This window comes from Chitinophaga sedimenti, from assembly GCF_023156195.1.
Taxonomy (GTDB): domain Bacteria; phylum Bacteroidota; class Bacteroidia; order Chitinophagales; family Chitinophagaceae; genus Chitinophaga; species Chitinophaga sedimenti.
On sequence record NZ_JAKUKA010000001.1, the window covers coordinates 201,960 to 222,517 of the forward strand.

Sequence of the window (20,558 nt, forward strand, 5' to 3'; positions counted from 1 at the left end):
GAAAAAGGTTTGCAGCCGGATTTTACTTACGAAGGCCGTAAACCAATACACTCATCGATTACATTCACCGCAGAACACCCGACGCCGACATTTATTATGTGGTGAACCGGAACGAGCGGCCCGAATACGTAAACCTGAGTTTCCGTATCAAAGGCCGCCAGCCCGAAGTGTGGGATCCGATTAAAGGAACGATGATGCAGCAAACGTTGTATACCACGGATAACGAGCGTGTACAACTGCCGATGTTCCTGCCGCCATTCGGTTCTACGTTCGTGGTGTTCCGCAAGCCGGTGCAGGCGCATGTGACAACACTGGTAAAAGATGGTGCGGAACTATTTCCTACCTTACCCGCTGATACATTTGCAGAGGCGCCGTTCGTACAGCAGGCGGCCGGACTGCTGTTCACCGCCCCCGGGTCGTATAGCCTGGCGCATAGCAACGGAAAAGTACAAACGAAGGATATGCATACTGCCGAGCTACCGCTTAATGCGCCCTGGCAGGTCAGCTTCTCCAAAGCCTGGGGTGGACCGGAGAACATCGTATTTGATCGCCTTATTTCGTGGCCTGATCATACGAACGATGGGATTAAATATTACGCAGGAACGGCGGTGTACAGGCAGCGCGTCAACCTGACTGCCGCGCAGCTAAAAAGTAAAGTGTGGCTGGACCTTGGCGCGGTATACAACATTGCCGAAGTCCATATAAATGGCCGCGATGCAGGAGTTTGGTGGGCGCCGCCTTTTACGGGCGATATATCAGCCTATGTAAAAGAAGGCGGTAATGAGCTCGAAATTAAAATAGTAAACCTTTGGCCAAATCGCATTATTGGTGACCAGTTGCTGCCGGAGGATAAGCGGTTCACGAAGACGAATGTGAAGAAGTTTGGAAAGGATTATCCGCTGCGGAAGTCGGGGTTGTTGGGGCCGGTGAGGTTGCGGTTTTACGAGTAGGGCCACAAAGCAAAAGCGCTGCATCAACCGATGCAGCGCTTTTTATATAACCTAAGCATTAACTTTCTGACCTTCTTCAATCTTCAACACACGCCCCGTCCACTCGCGCAGACTATCACACAGGGCCGCGTCCGAAGCTAGGGATTTACCGTATGACGGAATCATCTCCGCGAACTTAGCTTTCCATTGGGCCGATTGCATTTGCTCGGGGAAACACTTGTTCATCAGGTCGAGCATGATAGAAACGGAGGTGGAAGCGCCTGGCGAAGCGCCCAGCAGGGCGGCGATAGAGCCGTCGGCGGCACTTACCACTTCGGTACCGAATTCGAGGATACCGCCTTCATCTTCGTCTTTCTTAATTACCTGCACGCGGTAACCTGCTACCTCCAGTTCCCAGTCTTCCATTTTGGCGCCCGGGAGGAAGTCTTTCAACGCATCCAGGCGGTCTTCGGCCGACTGGCGTACCTGGTCAATGAGGTACTTGGTGAGCGGGAGGTTATGGGCGCCTGCAGACAACATCGGGCGGATGTTGGATAAGCGGATGCTGAGGATCAGGTCAAGGAACGAGCCTTTTTTCAGGAACTTGGTGGTGAAGCCGGCGTAGGGGCCGAACAGCAGTTCCTTTTTGCCCTTAATGATCCTCGTATCGAGGTGTGGTACGGACATGGGAGGGGAGCCGATGGGCGCTTTGCCATATACTTTGGCATAGTGCTTTTCGATCAGCTCGGGATTTTTACACTTCAGCCATTGGCCGCTTACGGGGAAGCCGCCAAAGCCTTTGCTCTCCGGGATCTTCGATTTCAGCAGCAGGGGCAGGGAACCGCCGCCGGCGCCGATGAATACGAATTTGGTCTTTACCAGCCTGCGTTTGCCGGTGGCAAGGTCTTTTACTTCAATATACCAATGGCCATCTTTCTGGCGCAGTGTTTTTACATCATGATTAAAGTGGAGCGATACTTTGTCGTCCTGCTTCATCCTTTCGAAGATGTGGCGGGTGAGGGAGCCGAAGTTAACGTCGGTGCCAATTTCCATGCGGGTGGCGGCTACGTCCTGGTCGGGATTGCGGCCTTCCATCACGATGGGCATCCAATCGGCGAGTTGTTTTTTATCCTCGGAGTACTTCATGTCACTGAAGAGATGACACTTGCTGAGCGCTTCGTAACGCTTGCGGAGGAAGCTCACACCATCTGCACCCCATACGAAACTCATGTGGGGAGTACGGCGGATAAAGGATTCGGGAAGTGAGATGTGATTGCTTTCGATCAGGTAAGCCCAGAACTGTTTGGATTGCTCGAAGGACTCAGCGATTTTCACCGCCTTTTTGATTTCAACGGAGCCGTCTTTCGCCTGTGGAGTGTAGTTTAACTCACAAAATGCGGAGTGCCCGGTGCCCGCGTTGTTCCAGGCATCAGAACTTTCAGCGGCCGCTACGTCCAGTCGTTCGAAGACCTGTACCGTGAGGCCGGGTTCCAACTCTTTCAGCATCATGCCAAGCGTTGCGCTCATGATACCGGCGCCGATCAACACTATGTCCGCTTCGTCTCTACCTGCGTTTTTATCAATACTCATGATCAATTAAATAATTATTTCTCCAAAATATTGTGCCATGCTTTTTGCTTTCTCAGCAGTACCGTTGCCGGCGCCACTTTGCTTTTTTCTATTGCCATCCGGCCTGGCGGGCCGGCGGTAATTCCATCCAGTTCAATTTTTCCTAACGTGCGATTTGCGTGGAACAAATAAAGAGTTGAAATGTGCCCTTTCGAAGACAACTTTCAGTTCTTCCGAAAAGTTGCAAAACCATGCTTAATGGGCTGCAATTGTTCGGTTGAAGGAATACTATTTTGAAAACCGATGCATTACAAATTGTAATTTCTTGAAATAAAAGCGAAAATTTCAGGCTTTTCAACGGTGGTTGGTTGTAAAACGCCTTGGAACCGCAAAATTAATACTCATTACGGAGTTCACCAATATATTTTATAATTATTAATGAATTTCGACTGATGATTGATAATTTTTAACAAATTATTCGATTAAGTAGATGGTTTTTAATCAGTACGCCCAGGGTACTCCCTTCTGGTCCCTGTGGTAATGTCCTTCAACATCAGCAAATACCACCCCGGGAAGTCCAAGAAGTACCATTGACGGGGTAAATGGGGTGTTTTGGCCCCTCTTTGGGTTAACATATATCAGTTGCCCTTTGACAGCAAATAGACAATAGCGGCTACTTCGTCCGCCAACTTTTCACCGGGTTCATCGCCGCCGCCTTCACCTTCAACGCGTCATTCATAAACCAATACGCAATGCCACGGCCATGCCGAGTGATAGCCCCGTAATATTGACCAGGAAATAGGTGTTGCTTTTCAGGCGATTTGAGGTAGTTCTAAATCATGTAATACCGGGTTAAGAAAGACCGTACCGGGGCAGACAAAGGTGTTATGATAGATCTTTATATATTACCTAAATATACTACGTGTTCGGTTTCAGTACATCGGTGTACGGCTCCCGCGCCCGGGAGAAATGTTGCCGGTGGGAGAAAAAGTGATAAGCGGCTTTTAGGATTGCATTTTACTTTGTATCATTATCAACTGATAAGAAGCTAACCACGATCAACTAAACGCAGATGATGAAGTCCAAACAAGGTCCTATACTGTTAGTGGCACTGATTGCCGCTGTAACACTGTGCTCTTTGTCACCCACCCAGGAACAGCCTAAAAGAGAAAAGGCAAAGAACCTGAAGGTGATGCCGAAAAACTCAACACATGAGGAGATCGACAGTGTGATGAAGGAATTTAAAACAGCGTTGGGTGTAAGATGTAATTTCTGCCATGTTGCCAGCAAAGACGATCCCAAGAAAATGGACTGGGCAAGCGACGGCAACAAGCATAAGGAAATTGCAAGGGATATGATGCGGATGACCAACAAGATTAACAAGAAGTATGTAAAAGTAACGTGCTACACCTGCCACCAGGGCAAAGAAGAACCGTTGCTGGAACCTGCAACTGCTGCAACCAGGTAATTAATATTTAACTGATACAAACCACGAGCATGAACTCAAGAAGAAAGTTCCTTTTGCAATCGATGGCAGCCTCAGCGGTGCTGGCGGTGCCGGGTATGCTGAAGGCAGCGAATCCCCGCAGGGCGCGTAAGATCGGCGCCAATGATAAGGTTAACCTGGCCTGTATTGGCATTGGTAACCGCGGTGGTGAAATTACCGGCGAACTGGCGAAAACCGGTCTCGCAAATATCGTAGCCCTTTGCGATGTAGACATGGGCGCGCCGCACACTACGGCGATCATGAAACAGTTCCCGAATGCCCGCCGTTTCGGGACTTCCGCGAAATGTTCGATAAGATGGGGAAAGAAATTGACGCGGTATCCATCGGGGTGCCCGACTTTTCGCATTTCCCGATTACGATGATGGCGTTGTCGCTCGGTATTCACGTGTACGTAGAAAAGCCAATGGCGCGTACGTTTAACGAGGTAGAACTGATGATGAAGGCGGCGGCGAAGCATCCTAAGCTGGTAACCCAGATGGGTAACCAGGGGCACTCAGAAGGCAACTACTTCCAGTTTAAAGCGTGGAAAGAAGCAGGCATCATTAAAGATGTAACCGCCATTTCCGCGCACATGAACTCAGCCCGCCGCTGGCATGGCTGGGACCCGAAGATCAAATCGTTCCCGCCGGCAGAACCGGTGCCCGGTACATTGAACTGGGATATCTGGCAAATGCAGACACAGGGTCACGAGTACAACAAGGACTTTGTAAATGGTCAATGGCGTTGCTGGTACGACTTTGGCATGGGGGCACTGGGCGACTGGGGCGCGCACCTGCTCGACACCGCGCATCAATTCCCCGGACCTGGGCTTACCGAACGAAATAAATCCGCTGAAGCTGGAAGGACATAATAATTTTTTTTTACCCGATGTCTACCACGCTGCTGTTTAAGTTTCCGAAGCGTAACGGCATGCCGGCTGTAGATGTAACCTGGTACGATGGTTTGGATAACCTGCCGCCAATCCCCGCCGGTTACGGTGTACAGGGACTCGATCCAAATATTCCGCCGCCCAGTAACGGTCCGATTAAACAGGCTAAACTGAATCCGGGCAAGATCATTTACAGTAAGGAGCTGACCTTTAAAGGTGGCAGCCATGGCAGCACCCTGTCCATCATCCCGCCGGAAAAAGCGAAAGAAATGGCCTCCAGGCTGCCGGAAGTACCGAAAAGCCCGTCGAACCACTTCGCTAACTTTCTGAAGGCTTGTAAAGGGGAAGAGCAAACACGTTCCCCATTCGCCATCGCGGGACCGCTCAGCCAGATGTTCTGCCTGGGGGTACTCGCACAGTGGACCGGCGAAAAACTCGTGTTCGACCGCGACAAGAAAGTGATTACCAATAATAAGAAAGCCAACGAACTGCTGGTTGGTCCGCCGCCGAGGAAGGGCTGGGAGCAGTACTACAAAGTATAGTTATTTTAAGAAGCCGCAGCAATGCGGCTTCTTTCTTATCTTTAAGCATGTTTATGAGACGCATCTTTTTTCTTCCGCTGTTGCTGGCCGCTGTGGCCTGCGCCGCGCCCCAGCCCGCCGGAGAGGCGGCTGCGCAAACACCTTTGCCCGTTGTTCAAACAGAAAGCACCGGTGCTTTAAGAACGGGGGCAGATCAAACTGAAAAGTATTTGCCGCTGCTGAAAGGTAAGCGGGTAGCCATTTTAGGCAACCAGACCTCCGTGATCGGACAAACCCATTTAGTGGATAGTCTGCAGTCACTGGGCATTAAGATTGTAAAAGTATTCGGCCCGGAGCATGGCTTCCGCGGCAATAACAGCGCCGGTGTAGTGGTAAAGGACGAAAGGGATGCGAAAACAGGCATTCCGATCATCTCCTGTATGGCGCTAAAAGAAAGCCGTCCAAACAAGACCTGGCCGACGTAGATGTGATGGTTTACGACATGCAGGACGTAGGCTGCCGATTTTATACTAACATTAACGCCCTGGCCGAATTGATGGCTGCCTGCGCGGAAAATGGCAAGTCGTTATTGATCCTGGACCGTCCTAACCCTAACGCCTACTTTGTAGATGGACCGGTGTTGGATATGAAGTATAAGTCGGGTATTGGCCAGTTCCCCATTCCTATTACACATGGTATGACCATTGCGGAATTTGCACAAATGGTGAACGGTGAACACTGGCTGCCGAATAACTTGCAGTGCAAGCTGGAAATTATTCCTGTAACGAACTATACGCACGATACGTATTATACCCTGCCCGTAAAACCTTCCCCAAACCTGAATACGCAAATCGCGATCATGTTATATCCCACTACCTGCATCTTTGAGGGAACAACATTGAATTACGGCCGTGGTACGTATTTTCCGTTCAGCATTGTGGGCGCGCCCAAACTGAAGGGCAAGTACAGTTTTTCATTTACGCCGGTAGGCATCAAAGGAATGTCTGAAACGCCGCTGTATATGAATGAGGTATGTTATGGTATTGATCTCCGTAAAACGGATGTGAACGAGCTGTTACGCGAAAAGAAGATCAACATCAAACTGATAAAAGAATTGTACGCGGCGTACCCAGACAAAAAAGAGTTCTTCGATTACACGATCAGCAAGGAAATTGGTAATGTTGATTTCCGCACGGGAGATGCGAAGTTCCGCCAGCAGATTATCGATAATGTGCCGGAGGAGGAGATGCGGAAGAGCTGGGAGCCTGCCCTGGGCAATTATAAAAGATGAGAACGAAATACCTGATATATCCATAAAGCAGAAGGCCGGCAACAATGCCGGCCTTTGTTCTTATTGGAATAGATCAAAATAAACACCGGTCGCTACCGGTTAAGTATGGTTGGTTATTGTTTAATAAGTATACACGTAACTGCTGCTGCCAACACTTGGCGAAATGTAAATCACATCTGCCGCCTTGCCCGGCCCTTCCAGCATAAAATCGGGGCTGGCCACCAGGTTGCCCGACTGTTTCTGGAACATACGGATCCTGTAATTGCCGTTTACCTGTGAACCGATCATGATATAGTTGAACAAGTAAGGTGCTTCGGTACTGGTGGTGCTCGCGTATTTACGGTGACGGATAAACGTCAGTTCCTCGCCCGCCGGCAGGGTAAATTGTAACTGCTCTACACCACTGGTCAGGTTGCGTGTGTATACGTCACGGCCTACGGAGAAATACAATAGGTTCTCTTCCAGGAAAATAGCCCCGAAATGTTGTGCATTATACACTTTTGAACTTACCGGCAACGTGTCATTATCAATTCTGAGTGTAAAAGTTGCATTCGGAACCGGGAGTAAAATCTTCGTCAGCAACTTGCGCGCAGGGTCTGTTTTATCCTGCATGATGGCTACGGCCATGTGTGAACCGGCGGTGAGGCCGCTGCTTTTAATGCCCATGTACAACAGGTTTTTGTTGGTATTGGCTGCCGGCATTTCTGTATCGGCCGCATCGATCCACTTGGTCAGCTGTGCTGCGCTGGGTACTGCGGTAAGAAAAGTGCTGCTGGTTTCGTCGAAGAACAAAGGCACATATACGCTACCGCCACAGGCAAAATATTTAGACAGGTGATAGGGCGAGTTATTCTCATCTCTCATCTGCGCCGCGCCAAACAACCCGATGTTAGAGCTGGAAGTGCCGATAGCATGTAGTTTACCGTCGTTTTGCAAATACTGCGCGGAGGATGCTTCGCAGAAAAAGCAGGTTTCTTCGTAGCGGGAGGACCATAGAAAAGCTGGTCCAGCCTGCGAACGTCCAGCAGCGTGTTGATATTGGTGGCGGCCAGCTCGTTCTCCGAGAACAGGAACAGCGTTCGGGTGTTGGCAGCGGTGGTTCCTGCAGCATATGTTTTATAAGAACTGTTGAAGCAAAGGTATTTCGCCCTGCCCGGCAATTTTTGATTGTTGGCGAGGGAGTACACGTTGCGTATGGCGCTGTCCGGCTTAATCGCACTGCGGGTAAGGAACATGTCGAGGTCGGTATTGGTGCCGTCGTCCTGCAATACATACCAGCCGCGTGTAAAGGAGGTGATCACCACCATATTGGCCGTCCTGGTTTTGGTGACGCCGGTATGTTTGTTGGTGGCGCCGAATACAAGTACCCATGTTTTGGCCGGTTGCGTTACAAAATAGCGCAGTTCCTTCGTCCGGGCAATTGTATCCAGCTTTGGGATAAAGCCCTGCGCATTGGTTTCATAAATGCCCCAGAAGTAGGTGAATTCGGCGGCCGGGTCGGAAGAAGTCACTTCCGGGTTTATTATAATGCTGTCCAGCAGTGACATTCTTGTATAGGTAGAAACCATGCCGCCGATGGTAATGGCTTCGGGTTCCAGGTAATCGTAGTTGCCATGGTCTTTATAACAGGCGCTGCTCAATAACACGAAACAGGCTGCAATGGCGCTATATATTATTTTCATGAGTTATTGCTGTTGGAATGATTTAAGGAAAGGCCACGAGGTCGCCGTATTCGTCTTTAAGCGGTTCGCCAGGATGGTTTTTGTTGTAATCCACCAGGCGGGTTTTCAGTTCCACGTTCCAGTAGGCCAATATACTGAAGTCGGCCCGGAGCGCGGTTACAAATGGCTGGTCCCATTTTTCGCCGGTTTGCCCGATCATAAAAGCGTGTTTGGTGACACTGTATTTTCCGAAATAATAGGTTTCCAGGTAAGTGTCCCAGGCTGGCGGACGGCTTAGTCCATCTGTTAATTCCAGTCTTCTCCAGCGTTTGTTGGCTTCCCCCAGTTTAAAGTCGCTGTTCGCTTTTACTTCGAACTGCAGTTTAACGGTTTTGCTTTTCAGCGAGGGATCGCGCAGTACGATGATAGGCACACGCGCATGTACCTGGCCGGCTTTAATCACGTACAGGTTCGCGACGCTTTTGTCCGTAAAGGCTTTATAGTGTATGCCGGGTTCCGCGTTGTTTTGTCCGGGCAGGTTGATCTGCTCCAGTGTGAACGGCCGGTCTTCGCTACGTACACCGCCGAGCGCGTAAATGTCGAAGTACGCGGTGTCCTGTAACACGGTGGGCGGCTCGTAGTAAAACGTATAAGGCTTCATGGTATCGGCCATTTCCAGCGAAACAGTATATATGTCCGTTGGCGCGGGCCCGAACTGTATCAGGGGTGCATCCTGGAAAAGGTAATACTGGTCTTTTTGCAGGCGCCCAGCAGTCCGATGGCTGCCGCAGCGATAGCGATATATTTGAATGATTTCATGATAAACAGCGGTTTTAGTTGGCGAACTCAGTTAAAGGCACGGGCGGCTGGTAGTTCAATACTGCCGCAGCAGGCATCCAAAGCACATTGGCCTTAGGCGCATTGATGCGTTTGTAGGCGAAGAATGCCCGGCCTTCCGCAAACAGATCTTTCCGGTATTCTTTAATGATTTCCAGTTTCGCGAGTGCCGGGTCGGCAGGCAGGTTGCTGGCCGCTTCGTTGCGCGATGAGCGGAAGGCGTCCCAATAGCTTTCCGTCTCTGCACCGGGTGCGGTTTCCGCTGCTACCAGGTACATTTCGCCAATGCGCAGCATGGGTATCTGGTAAAAGGTAAGATCTGTCGAGGTTTCGATACCTGGTGTTTTTTGTAGATGTAAGCGCTGCTTCCGTTCGATAAAGTCACCAGCGTCCATTGATAAGTTTCGCGGATGTCTGTACCGGTACCACCATACAGCTGCGAGGTCACGGTGGCCGCGGTGGAACCTTTCTTGTAGGTACCGTTGGCAAACTTGTTCTGGTATTTGGTATAGAGCTGATAATCGTACAGACCAAATACCTGCTCACCCGACATGTTCATGTCTTTGTTGCTCAATGTAGCGGCTGAAGCCAGCGGAAACCGGGTGGTGCCGTTAGGGTTCGTAGCCAGTATCACTTCTTTCGCACAGGCATATGCTTTGGTGTTATCCCGGAACCAGAGCGCGGCACGGGCCTGTAAGGCCTTTACGGCGTAGTAGTTCAGGCGGATGCCGCGATAAGCCATATAAACGTTGCCCGTTGTGAAGTCAGGATGAAGCAGGTTGGGATTCATCAATTCTGACATCGAGTACTTCACAATCGGGTCCACGTCTTTCATGAGGGCCGCCGCTGAGTCGAGGTCGGCCATCAATGCAAGTTTAAATTGATCGTAGGGCAGGTGTTGGTTGGCCTGGTTCGATAAGGTTTTAACGTAAGGTAATACGGTCCCCGTGGTGGCCTGTCCCGGCACAGGCCCGAACAACCGCAACATGTCGAGGTGACAGTAAGCGCGGATCGCCAGGCATTCGCCGAGGATCATTTCGTAGTTGCCTTTTACAAACAGGTTTTGTTTACCCGGTAATGCACCCAATATAGAATTGACGCCGGCAATGATTTTATATTCCTGCCCGAACATATCCGACAGCCTTGTTTGCACACCCGCATCGGCATAGTTCATTAAGCCGAGGCGCTGCTCGGTGGTATTGGTCGTTACGTCCCAGGAGCTGATCAGTCTTTCGATCGTGCCATAGGTCATATTCTCCCCATAGGCCTTCGCATCTTTCATCTGGATATAAACACCGGTAAGCGCGTCCTGGAAGCCGTTTTCGGTAGTAAACAGGTCGTCGGCCGGCATTTGTGTTTTAGGTTGAACCGTCAGCCATTTTTTACAGGAGCTGGTGGCTGCGAGGATACCCATCAGCCCTGCTATAATATATTTAGAAGATCTCATGTTCGTCACAATTTTTCCGTTAGAAAGTAGCATTTACACTCAGTGATACCTGCCTGGAGAAAGGATAGTCCGTACCCCGTTCGCGGCGGATGGTCGACAGGTAAAACACGTCGGCCATGTTGGCGGATATCGAGAAATACTGCATGCGCAGTGTTCTCAGTACACGCGGACCAAAGTCGTATTGTACGTTGGCGTTCTGCAGCTGCAGTGTTTTCTCATCCTGTACAAAGCGCGAGGTCCTGTTGGTTGCCGCCGTTACCAGCAATCCTTTGAATGCGGCGTTGTCGCCCGGCTTCTGCCAGCGGGAATCGTACACGCGGGCATCCACATTGTAGCGGTAATCCGCGTTTTCCACTTTTGAATCAGCGTCTGGTTGTATTGCTGGCCGCCGAAGCGGTAGCCGAATGCCAGGTTGGTAGAGAAGCCGCCTTTGCGGAACATTGTGCTGAAGTTGCCGAAGTACTTAGGTTGACTGTTACCTACTGCCCGCAGGTTCAGGGAGTTCCAGGTGTACGTAGCTTCCCCGAAACGGTCGATGTACAATTCTTTACCGGTGCTGGGATCAATGCCCATGGAAGGCACTACCCATATCGCGTCAGAAGAATAGCCTTCTTTATACAAGGTGCTCGGCGTAGCGCCGGTCGCATTTTCCGTGGCTTTCTGCGCGTCTTTTAATGCCTGGGAAATCTTTGTGATTTTGTTACGGTTGCTCACCAATGCGCCGGTAATGCTGAGCGAGGTGCGGCTGGCGGTGTTGCGCACCAGGTAAGCCGTAGCCTTCAGTTCAATACCCTGGTTTTCGATTTCGCCAATGTTATCTGCATAACTGGGGAAACCGTTAGATGCCGGCAGTGCTACGGAAGATATCATGCCTTTGGTGACGTTGCGGTATACATCGGCGGCGAAAGCAATACGACGTTGCAGCCATTCGGTTTCCACCCCTACGTTGTATTCCATTTTTTGCTGCCATTTCAGGTAGGGATTGCCCAGTCCTAAAAGATAGGCGCCAGTCCATGCGTAATACCGGTTATCAGCATAATATTGGTAGGTAGAAAGGGCCTGGTATGCGTTGAAGTTTTGCGAGCCGCTGGTACCTACAGAGCCACGCAGCTTCAGGCGGTTCAGGTAGGACAGATCGGCCAGCACGCCTTCCTTGTGAAGGTTCCAGCCCGCACCTACCGACCAAAAGGGCGCGAAGCGGTTGAGGCGGCCGAACTGCGAAGCGCCATCGTAGCGGATATTGCCATCGGTGAAGAAGCGGTCGTCATACACATAGGTCACGCTGCCGGTAAGGCCTACGGAACGGGAAAGGCTTTCCCTGCCGCTCGGCTTGCCGTTTTCCGCATATTGTAAGGCCATTGATATGAAGTCGAAATTAGGATTGCTGAAGCCCTGTGCAAGGAAGCTGTAGCTGGACGAACCATTTTCACGGATGTTGTAATCCAAACCGCCTGTGATGTAATGATCGCCGATCTGTTTGTTATAGTTCAGCGTCAGGCTCGCATCGTAGGCAAATGATTTGTATACGCCGTAATCATAGGCTCCGCGTTTCAGCTGGTCTGTTTCTGCTGCAAAGTCGGTGTGTTCTGCCGGGCGGAAGTAGTCAGAGTCCGCATCCATCTTTGTAATACCAAGCCGGCCGCGCACGGTCAGGTCGGGGATCACCGTCCATTCAACGGAGAAGTTATTGGTGATCTCGTTTGTGGCATATTTCTTAAAAGTGTTCAGGGTAGCATTGTACAGCGGACTGGTAGGCAATCGCAGCCATACGTTGGAGTAATCCGTGTTGCCGGGGTTGCCTACATATTTTACCGCCAATCCTCTTTCATCGTAAGGCGCCCAGTACGGGTTCATCTTTGTATAGTCGGAGAAAGAGCCATAGGGTGATTCCCGGCTTTTGCCGAAACTCAGCATCGTATTGTTGGTAAAGCGCAGGTTTTTGTAAAAGTATGTGAGGTTGATTGTACCGTTCAATGTGCGGCGTGACGAGCCTTTCATTGCGCCCTGTATATCGTTCAATTGTGTAGAAAGTGAGTAACGAAAGGCATTGTCACCACCTTCCAGGCGGATGTTGTGACGTTGTCCCACACCGGTACGAACGGGTTTGGAGAGCCAGTCGGTTTCCACGCCGCGGTTAATTTCGCTTAGTATAAAGTTGTAATAGTTGCGTGAAGCCACGGCCATGCCCGCATTTTCCTCTGTATACAATCCCACCTTTTCTTCCAGCGCCAGTTTCTCGCGCGATTTGAGCAGGTTGTAACTGGTGAGGTCCGGCATTTCCACGTTCACGTCGCCGCGATAGGAGAGGCGCAGTTTGCCGGATTTCGGTGCTTTCGTTTTAATGACGATTACCCCGTTGGCGCCCCGTGAGCCGTAGATGGCAGTAGCGGAAGCATCTTTCAGCATCGTGATGGATTCTACCTCATTCTGGTTGATGTCGAGCATTTTCTGCAGCGAAGACTGGAACCCGTCGATTACGACCAGGGGCGTGTTCAGCGCGGCGCGGGCGTTGTCCGTCAGTTCGTTTACATTGGGCAGACTGGAATTGCCGCGGATCTGGATTTCCGGTAAACGGTTCGGGTTGGAGCCGAAGTTGTTGCTTTCAATCACATTAAAGGAGGGATCAATGTTGCGGAGAGAAGTGATCAGGTTCCTGTTACCAAAGGTTTCGAGCTGTTCGGCGGTAACGGTCGTGTACGCGCCGGTAAATGTTTCTTTTTTCCTGTTGAAGATACCCGTAGTTACTACTACTTCGCTGATCTGTTGCGGCATGGTTTTCAATTGTACCATCACGGTTTCGTTCTTCTGCAAGGTTACTTCTTTGGGTGAGTAGCCCTGGCAGGTGATGAGCAGCGTGGCGGGCAAACCGTTCACCGTTACCATAAAATTGCCATTAGCATCGCTGATGTGGCCGATTTTACTGCCTTTTACGCGAATGGTGGCGCCAATGATCGCGCGGCCGTTTTCGTCGCGCACTTCACCTTTCAGCGTTACATCCACCGGGTCGGCTACCACGTTGCTTACAGTGGTTGCCGCCGTTGGCGCTTTGGCGTTAATAACGATCATGTTGTTGATCACGCGGTAGGAGAAGGGTTGGTTGCGGAGGCAAATGTCCATCACCTCTTCCAGGCTGGCATTGGTGACGTTGATGTCTACCGGCAGGGCTTTTTTGAGCAGCGGCTCATCCCACATGAAATACATGCCCGTTTGCTTTTCTACCTGGGCGAACACTTCTTTTAAAGTGGCTTTTTTAGCCGCAGGTTGATCTTCTGGGCAAGTGCCGCGGTGGCATTGAGGCTTAAAACAAGGAGAAACAGAACGGCATTTTTCTTAGACCGTAACAATTTGATAGCGGCTCCGGCAGGCACATGAAATTGCCGGGCCAAAAAGCAATTAAATGCATACATTTGGCTGGTTTCGGTTGATAATAAGAGTCCCTGTGTAGTAGCTATTAACCCGGAACTTGCTGCCGCTTTGTCTAGACCACAAAGCGGCTTTTTTCAGGTTAAATCATCGCTGCTTATTAAAAAATGATTAATGTTCCACGCTCTAAACGACTATGAATTCCGTAGGCCGAGAGTACTTCCATGATCGCGGCGAGGTCCATGTCTTTGGTCAGTTTACCCCCAAATTCACGCTTTGGCAATTGTCCTTGTACTCTAATGTCGATGTCGTACCAGCGGGACAGTTGGCGCAGTAAAGCCGGCAGATCGGTGCTGCGCATGACGAACAGCCCGTTCTTCCAGGCGATTTCGTCATTTGTATCAAGATCGTTTGTAACTGTTAGTTGGTCATTTGAATTATCGATCACCGCCTGTTGGCCGGGCGTCATAATTTTTTCCTGGTTGATGCGGATGCTGCCGCTGAGCAGGGTGGCTTTGGCCACAGGTTCATCTGCGTAAGCATTTATATTGAAGGCGGTGCCCAGTACGTCAATGCTGCGTTTTCCGAACTTCACACGGAACGGCTGTTGCGCGTTTTGTGCTATTTCAAAATATACTTCGCCGGTAATTTCCACCTCGCGGTGGCTGCCGGTAAAAGCGGTCGGATATACAATGGAGGATGCCGCGTTCAGCCACACTTTAGATCCGTCGGGCAATTGCACGCGGAATTGTTTTCCTTTTGGTGTGGAGATGGTGTTGATGCTCGTTTCCTGCGCGGTTCCTGCGTAAGATACCTCGTTGTCTTTCAGCACTACTTCAGCGCCGTGCTGTTCGGCTATTACGCCGTCGGCCGTGCTATCCAGCACTACCTTTTGCCCATTGGCGAGGGTGAGGATGGCGCCATCGCCGCCGGGTTTCACCTCTTTCAGGCTTTTATACGCGGCGGTTTGCGGATGATTATTATGTGGAGCGAGCATCCAGTAGGTCCCGCCGGCAGCCAGCAGTAACACGGCAGCTGCAGCCCAGCCCCATTGGTAGAGGCGGCGTACGCGCAACACCGGTTGCGGCTTGTCCGTTTTCATCACGTTGTCAAGGATCGGCAACAGTGCCGGGTTCATCGGAAGGCTTAGATCCGCATCGCCGGTTAGTTCCAGGAATGTGGCGGTCAGCAGGTCCCGTTGCGCGGGATCTTTCAGCAGGTCGTAAAATTCCTGCTGCTTCACGGCATCCAGCCTGTTATCCAGAAGTCCTGTGCGAGTTGGCGTATTTGGTGCTGTTGCATAGTACATTAATAAGATCGGCTAAGTGCGACGAGTGTCATCATCACACTGAAAAAAAAGTTAAGAAAGGTAGAAAAAGCAGCAGAGCGCGGTGCCGGCAGTGAGTTGCAGCACTTTTTCCCGGATGGCGGAGAGGGCGGCGCTGAGGGCGTTGCGCACATATCCGTGCGACAATTGCAGTTCTTCGGCAATCTGTTTGGTCGTTTTTCCTTCTACCCGGTTCATGAGGTAAATCGCCTTCCGCTGAGCCGGCAGGCTTGCGATGGTGTGGTCAATGATGTGGCGCAGTTCCTTAAGTTCAAGAACTCCCTGTTCTTCCCGGGGCGTGACGCTTTGCACCAGTTGCAGGTCGGCGAGGCGTTTGTCGTTGGCCGCGTTTTTCTCCAGCGCCTGTAAACATTGGTTGATGGTGATCTTACGCAACCAGGCGCTGAGTTTTTCTACCTCGCCCAGTTTGTCGCGGTTCAGCCATACCTTGATAAACACTTCCTGTACCACATCCCGGCAAAGCGCTTCGTGTTGCAACATTCTACGGGCAATGGCCGCCAGTGGCGTGGCCCAGGTATGGAACAGCCGGGCAAAGGCAGCTTCATCGCCTTCCGCTATCCGCAGCAGGAGCTCCTTTTGTTCTTCTTCACTATATGTAATGTCTGATGGCACTGGACCGGGCAGGCGATTTTGGTTTCAGGGGAAAACAGTTGTCAGGATGGCCAGTTTACTGGCATTTTGCCTGCATAGTAAATCACTACTCATGCTCTAATTGGTGATCGCGAAGTTAAAACGTTTTCCCGAAAAGAGAGATAATGGTTAAGTGTAATTTGTTAATAATTTATTTTGAATCTTTTTCAGCACACTGCAAGCCTTACTATAGATGTATGGCAGGGGATTCATTATCTTGCAGGAAGATTGGCTACTAATTCATTACTCAACGAGCACCTCCTGGTACGGGCAGCCGCCGATGGCGATCAGCAAGCGTATGCGCAGCTGTACATACATTATTATCCTAGCCTGCAGGCAGCCATCAACTTTATTACCAACGACCGCGACGAAACAGATGAACTGCTCCAGGAAACGTTCTTCCGCATCTGGAAGCTCCGGGAGAAACTGCTGCTGGTCCGTTCTTTCGAGCATTATGCCTTTACAATAGCCCGCAACCTCCTGTTCGACCTGCTCCGCCGCAAAAAAGTACACCTCCGCGCGCTGGAAAGCCTGGCCCAACAGGGCGCTGCCGCTACACCCGATCAGCTCGAATATAAAGAACTGCACGAACTGGCTAACGGCGCTATCAACAGTCTAGATCCGCAAAAGCGCGATATTTTCCTCCTGCGTACCGAGGAGGGCCTCAGCTTTGAGGAGATTGCCGCTAAATACGGACTGGCCGTGGTGACCGTAAAGAAACATTACTACGCCGCCTACCATGCCCTCAAATCTTTGCTGGAGCAGCATGGTGGCCCACTTTCATTGCTTTTACTCCTCTGGTTCGAAAAAAGATAAAAATTTTTTAACAATACGGTATACAAATCATTTCGCTCTTCGTCTGTAAGAGTAGCCACCTATATATGAACGACGACCAAAAGATATTACTGATCAATAAATATAAATCCGGTCAACTGACGGAACAGGACGAAGCTGCGTTTTTCGCCTGGTACCGGGAGGTGACGATCGATGAATTGCATCGACTGCTGCAATCGGGCGATCAACCGCCTGCATTCGAGGCCGCCAGTCCTGCCTTTGTTGCCGCCCTGGAAGCACGTTTGCAGGAACCTGCTAAAGTTCGCCGCCTGCAACCCCGCGCCTGGTGGGCCGCCGCGGCAGCTGTATTGCTGCTCGCCGGTTCGGTTTACCTGCTGCGTCCAGGTACGGAAAAGCCGAAGCCGCCGATGGTGGCTAACGCGCAGGATGTAGCACCCGGGAAAAACGGCGCGGTGCTGACACTCGCCAATGGCCAGCAGATGGTGCTCGACAGTCTCGGTAACGGCGTAGTGGCCAGCCAGCAGGGTACGGATGTGGTGATGCAGAACGGAACGCTGTCGTACAACGCTGCGAAGGCGTCCGGCAGTGAGTACAATACGATCAGCACACCGCCTGCACGTACCTTCCGCCTTACACTGCCCGATGGGTCCAGGGTTTGGCTGAATGCTAAAAGTTCGATCAAATACCCGACGGCATTTACCGCCGCTGCACGTACGGTCGAGATTAATGGCGAAGCTTATTTCGAAGTCGTGAAAAATACCGCCCAGCCTTTTTTCGGGTAAAAATGAAGGACGCCGAAGTGGAGGTGCTCGGCACCAGCTTCAATATTAATGCTTATGCAGATGAACCGGCCATCAGGACTACGCTGGTAGAAGGCAGCATCCGCACCGTAAAAGGTGCTGAAGCCGTGGTGTTAAGACCGGGACAGCAGGCTGATATTCAATCGCATATTACAGTGAACAATACTGCCAACATAGGCCAGGTAACTGCCTGGAAGCAAGGTGTATTCGACTTTAACTATGTAGGAGTAGAAGAAGCGATGCGCCAGTTAGAAAGATGGTATGACATCGAAGTTGTTTATGAGAAAGGCATACCGGAGAAGAAGTTTTATGGGGAAATTGAACGCAACCTGAACCTCTCGGAGGCGCTGGAAGGGTTAAAAGCATCATCCGGTTTAAATTTCAGGCTGGAAGATAATCGACGGCTGATCGTGATGCCGTAAATAGTAATGGAAGTTTTTATCCCTATAACAAAAACCGCTCTGAGGTAGGATTCAGAGCGGCGAAAGTCAGGGTGAACGATAGACAATTATTTAAGGGAAAACTGTTTTTTCAATCAACCTAACCAATTGCAAGTTATGCAAAAATTGCTTCTTGTAACCGGGATGGCCGTGCTATGTCCTTATGCAGCATAGACCGCCGCCGGTTCTCAACCAGATCTGTAAGTAACGAGGGGGCAAAGAGCGGCCTCACAACCAAAATTCTGTTAGTGATGAAACTAACCATCTTTTTATTGACAGTGGCATTTATGGGGGTAAGCGCCAAAGGCGTGTCGCAGGCAGTAACGCTTTCCGGGAAAAATCTTCCCCTGGAAAAGGCGTTTGAAAGCATCCGTTCACAAACCGGCTATCATGTGTTTTGCGATCTGCAGCTGTTAAAAACCGCACAGCCGGTGAACGTGGCGGCCAGTAACATGCCGCTTTCGCAATTCCTTGAACTGATTTTAAAGGACCAGTCGCTGGATTACATTCTCCGCGAGAAAACGATTTTCATCAGTAAAAAGGTAAATGTTCCTTACACCGAACCGGTGCTGGCCACGATTCCTGTACAGGGCATCGTTACCGATGGCCGCGGACCTTTGTCCGGCGCCACCATCAAGGTAAAAGGTACCAGCAGGTCTATTATCAATAAAGAAGACGGACGATTCGATATTAATGTAAATATCGGAGATGTACTGGTGATCAGCTATGTGGGCTTCAAACCACAGGAAGTGAAAATCAGCAACAGCACCGATTTAACGATCGTACTGCAACGCGAAACCATCGAAATGGAAGCCGTGGATATCAAGGTATCTACCGGTTACCAGACGATTTCCAAAGAACGTGCCACCGGCTCCTACGCGGTGATTACTGCCAAAGACCTGGCGCAGACGCCAACAGTAGATATCATCGAAAGGCTGGAAGGTAAAGTGCCCGGTGTGAGATTCGATGTGAAAAATGGTACAGTGCAGATTCGCACGACCAATACGTACGCAACAGTTGGCGCGGAGCCGCTGATCGTGATCGACGGATTTCCGCAGATACCGGCTGGCGACAAGCAACGCCTCACCAACCGGACTAACACAGTGATGTCGAACAATGCGATCCTCAGTTCTTTTAACCCGAACGATATCGAGCAGATCACTTTCCTCAAAGATGCCGTGGCTACGTCCATCTGGGGCGCCAGGGGCGCGAACGGGGTGATCGTTATCGAAACTAAAAAAGGAAAGAAAGGTACGACGCCTTCCATCAGTTTTTCTGCGACACTCGGTGTTTCCAAACCCGCCGACCTGAAGGACCTCGAATGGATGACCACCGCTGAATATGTGGACCTTGAAATGGAAATGCTGCAAAAAGGATTTTTGGTAGATGCAAAATCACAATCCGGTTACCAGTGGTCGATGTTGCAAACTCCCAACCCCAGTGATGTGCAGGAATGGTATTACAAAGTAAAGCGGGGTGAGGCTACGCAAGCACAGGCAGATGCAGCCATTGCGGAAATTGCGCAGCGCAGTAACTTCAGCCAGATCAACAAATACCTGTTACGCAATGCGGTAAATCAGCAATACAATTTGTCGGTGTCCGGCGCTGGCGAGAACAATTCCTACTATATCTCCGGCGGTTATGCGAACGATCAGCCGATCTTTCGTTCTAATTACGCGAAGAATACGTTCATCTCCGGCAATTTTACGAACGACTTCTATAATAAAAATGTGAAGTTGAGAACCGGGATCGCTTATCAGACCTCCAGTGCTAAAACCAATCAGGCTGCTACCAATGCATTAAGCCAGTTTGGTACGGGGCTTCGTCCGTACGACATGATAGTGGATGAAAATGGCAATCACATCCAACGCTCACTTACCTTGCGCCAGGAAGTGAACGACAGCCTGGTGCGCAGAGGTTACCTGCCATTCACCTATAATGCACTTGACGAGCTGAATTACTCAAATTCCTTATCTACTACGCAACAATTGCGCTTCAATGCGGGACTTGCTATAAAACTGACCAACTGGGCGAATTTCGACGTGTCCGGCATGTACCAGCGTACGGCGACCAACAACCGTTCGATCGATGAGATCAATAGTTACAACGGACGCTTGCTGGTAAATACATACACTACATTGCATGCAACTACTGGAAAACCTGTATATAACCTGCCTTATGGCGGTCGCTATGTAATGACAGATGGTATGGCTGCTGATTACAATTTTCGTGGCGTGCTGAATATCAATAAAAATTTTGGTGCCGAGCACCAGCTAAATGCAATTGCAGGCGGCGAGATCAGGCAGACCTATAACAAGAACTACGGGGCTACCCGTTACGGGTATGATGCAGATGCAAACAGTTTTGCAACGGTGAACCCTACAGCGCAACTGGCCACCATGTACGGCTGGTCGCAACAGATCGGCGATAACCTGGGCTCTATAATGGAGCAAAAAATCGTTACCTGAGCTGGTTCGGTAATACGGGTTATACTTACAAAAACCGTTACAACCTTTCCGCCAGTCTCCGTTTTGATGATTATACACTGCTTG

At 50.5% G+C, this 20,558-nt stretch carries 20 protein-coding genes and 1 pseudogene; 11 read left to right on the top strand and 10 right to left on the bottom strand.

Annotated elements, in window-relative coordinates; all coding sequences use genetic code 11:
* The first annotated feature begins 53 nt into the window (after positions 1-53).
* On the top strand, positions 54-950 hold the full coding sequence (locus MKQ70_RS40885) for a glycosylhydrolase-like jelly roll fold domain-containing protein (RefSeq protein WP_504909691.1): 897 nt from the start codon (positions 54-56) through the stop codon (positions 948-950).
* Positions 951-1,001: 51 nt separating this feature from the next.
* Here MKQ70_RS40885 and MKQ70_RS01160 read toward each other — a convergent pair whose 3' ends face one another.
* A complete protein-coding gene (locus tag MKQ70_RS01160) occupies positions 1,002-2,519 on the bottom strand; it encodes a malate:quinone oxidoreductase (RefSeq protein ID WP_248066574.1) in 1,518 nt (505 codons plus the stop codon).
* A gap of 1,051 nt (positions 2,520-3,570) precedes the next feature.
* On the opposite strand from MKQ70_RS01160, the gene MKQ70_RS01165 reads away from it, so the two are divergent.
* The 6 genes and pseudogenes from MKQ70_RS01165 to MKQ70_RS41875 all read left to right on the top strand — a co-directional run bounded on the left by MKQ70_RS01165 (position 3,571) and on the right by MKQ70_RS41875 (position 6,685).
* The gene (locus MKQ70_RS01165) at positions 3,571-3,966 is read left to right on the top strand and encodes a c-type cytochrome (protein ID WP_248066578.1); all 396 of its coding nucleotides are present in this window, start codon (positions 3,571-3,573) and stop codon (positions 3,964-3,966) included.
* Between the two features lie 29 nt (positions 3,967-3,995).
* Positions 3,996-4,367: a hypothetical protein gene (locus tag MKQ70_RS01170; RefSeq protein ID WP_248066580.1), complete on the top strand. Its 372-nt coding sequence runs from the start codon at positions 3,996-3,998 to the stop codon at positions 4,365-4,367.
* Positions 4,301-4,855, top strand: a complete 555-nt coding sequence (locus tag MKQ70_RS01175) for a Gfo/Idh/MocA family protein (protein WP_248066594.1) — start codon at positions 4,301-4,303, stop codon at positions 4,853-4,855. The genes MKQ70_RS01170 and MKQ70_RS01175 overlap by 67 nt, the downstream gene beginning before the upstream one ends.
* Before the next feature lie 17 nt (positions 4,856-4,872).
* A complete protein-coding gene (locus MKQ70_RS01180) occupies positions 4,873-5,415 on the top strand; it encodes a hypothetical protein (protein ID WP_248066597.1) in 543 nt (180 codons plus the stop codon).
* Between the two features lie 53 nt (positions 5,416-5,468).
* Positions 5,469-6,181, top strand: a pseudogene (locus MKQ70_RS41870) (exo-beta-N-acetylmuramidase NamZ family protein); the annotation flags it as partial.
* A 72-nt stretch (positions 6,182-6,253) separates the two neighbouring features.
* Complete coding sequence (locus tag MKQ70_RS41875; RefSeq protein ID WP_372490078.1) at positions 6,254-6,685, top strand: DUF1343 domain-containing protein; 432 nt, start codon at positions 6,254-6,256, stop codon at positions 6,683-6,685.
* Between the two features lie 120 nt (positions 6,686-6,805).
* Here MKQ70_RS41875 and MKQ70_RS01190 read toward each other — a convergent pair whose 3' ends face one another.
* From MKQ70_RS01190 to MKQ70_RS01230, 9 genes are all read right to left on the bottom strand, one after another.
* Positions 6,806-7,621 (bottom strand): hypothetical protein, encoded by an 816-nt coding sequence (locus tag MKQ70_RS01190; protein ID WP_248066601.1) that lies wholly within the window; start codon positions 7,619-7,621, stop codon positions 6,806-6,808.
* Positions 7,546-8,367, bottom strand: a complete 822-nt coding sequence (locus tag MKQ70_RS01195) for a PKD-like family lipoprotein (RefSeq protein WP_248066605.1) — start codon at positions 8,365-8,367, stop codon at positions 7,546-7,548. Before MKQ70_RS01195 ends, MKQ70_RS01190 begins: the two co-directional genes overlap by 76 nt.
* A gap of 22 nt (positions 8,368-8,389) precedes the next feature.
* The gene (locus tag MKQ70_RS01200) at positions 8,390-9,109 is read right to left on the bottom strand and encodes a DUF4843 domain-containing protein (RefSeq protein ID WP_372490079.1); all 720 of its coding nucleotides are present in this window, start codon (positions 9,107-9,109) and stop codon (positions 8,390-8,392) included.
* 70 nt (positions 9,110-9,179) lie between these two features.
* On the bottom strand, positions 9,180-9,479 hold the full coding sequence (locus MKQ70_RS01205) for a hypothetical protein (RefSeq protein ID WP_248066612.1): 300 nt from the start codon (positions 9,477-9,479) through the stop codon (positions 9,180-9,182).
* Complete coding sequence (locus tag MKQ70_RS01210) at positions 9,449-10,630, bottom strand: RagB/SusD family nutrient uptake outer membrane protein (protein WP_248066630.1); 1,182 nt, start codon at positions 10,628-10,630, stop codon at positions 9,449-9,451. The genes MKQ70_RS01205 and MKQ70_RS01210 overlap by 31 nt, the downstream gene beginning before the upstream one ends.
* A gap of 19 nt (positions 10,631-10,649) precedes the next feature.
* Entirely contained in the window at positions 10,650-10,985 is a 336-nt protein-coding gene (locus MKQ70_RS01215; protein ID WP_248066632.1) for a hypothetical protein, read from the bottom strand.
* Positions 10,886-13,861, bottom strand: a complete 2,976-nt coding sequence (locus MKQ70_RS01220) for a SusC/RagA family TonB-linked outer membrane protein (protein WP_248066635.1) — start codon at positions 13,859-13,861, stop codon at positions 10,886-10,888. The genes MKQ70_RS01215 and MKQ70_RS01220 overlap by 100 nt, the downstream gene beginning before the upstream one ends.
* A 292-nt stretch (positions 13,862-14,153) precedes the next feature.
* Positions 14,154-15,236, bottom strand: a complete 1,083-nt coding sequence (locus MKQ70_RS01225; protein ID WP_248066638.1) for a FecR family protein — start codon at positions 15,234-15,236, stop codon at positions 14,154-14,156.
* Positions 15,237-15,353: 117 nt separating this feature from the next.
* Positions 15,354-15,953, bottom strand: a complete 600-nt coding sequence (locus tag MKQ70_RS01230; protein ID WP_248066641.1) for an RNA polymerase sigma factor — start codon at positions 15,951-15,953, stop codon at positions 15,354-15,356.
* A 174-nt stretch (positions 15,954-16,127) separates the two neighbouring features.
* On the opposite strand from MKQ70_RS01230, the gene MKQ70_RS01235 reads away from it, so the two are divergent.
* The 4 genes from MKQ70_RS01235 (at position 16,128) to MKQ70_RS01250 (ending at position 20,474) form a co-directional block, all read left to right on the top strand.
* Complete coding sequence (locus MKQ70_RS01235) at positions 16,128-16,787, top strand: RNA polymerase sigma factor (RefSeq protein WP_248066644.1); 660 nt, start codon at positions 16,128-16,130, stop codon at positions 16,785-16,787.
* A gap of 65 nt (positions 16,788-16,852) precedes the next feature.
* A complete protein-coding gene (locus MKQ70_RS01240; RefSeq protein WP_248066646.1) occupies positions 16,853-17,548 on the top strand; it encodes a FecR family protein in 696 nt (231 codons plus the stop codon).
* 2 nt (positions 17,549-17,550) lie between these two features.
* Positions 17,551-17,988: a FecR family protein gene (locus MKQ70_RS01245; protein ID WP_248066649.1), complete on the top strand. Its 438-nt coding sequence runs from the start codon at positions 17,551-17,553 to the stop codon at positions 17,986-17,988.
* A gap of 269 nt (positions 17,989-18,257) precedes the next feature.
* Positions 18,258-20,474 carry a SusC/RagA family TonB-linked outer membrane protein gene (locus tag MKQ70_RS01250; protein WP_248066664.1) on the top strand — a complete coding sequence of 739 codons (2,217 nt, stop codon included), beginning with the start codon at positions 18,258-18,260 and terminating at the stop codon, positions 20,472-20,474.
* The last annotated feature ends 84 nt before the right edge of the window (positions 20,475-20,558 follow it).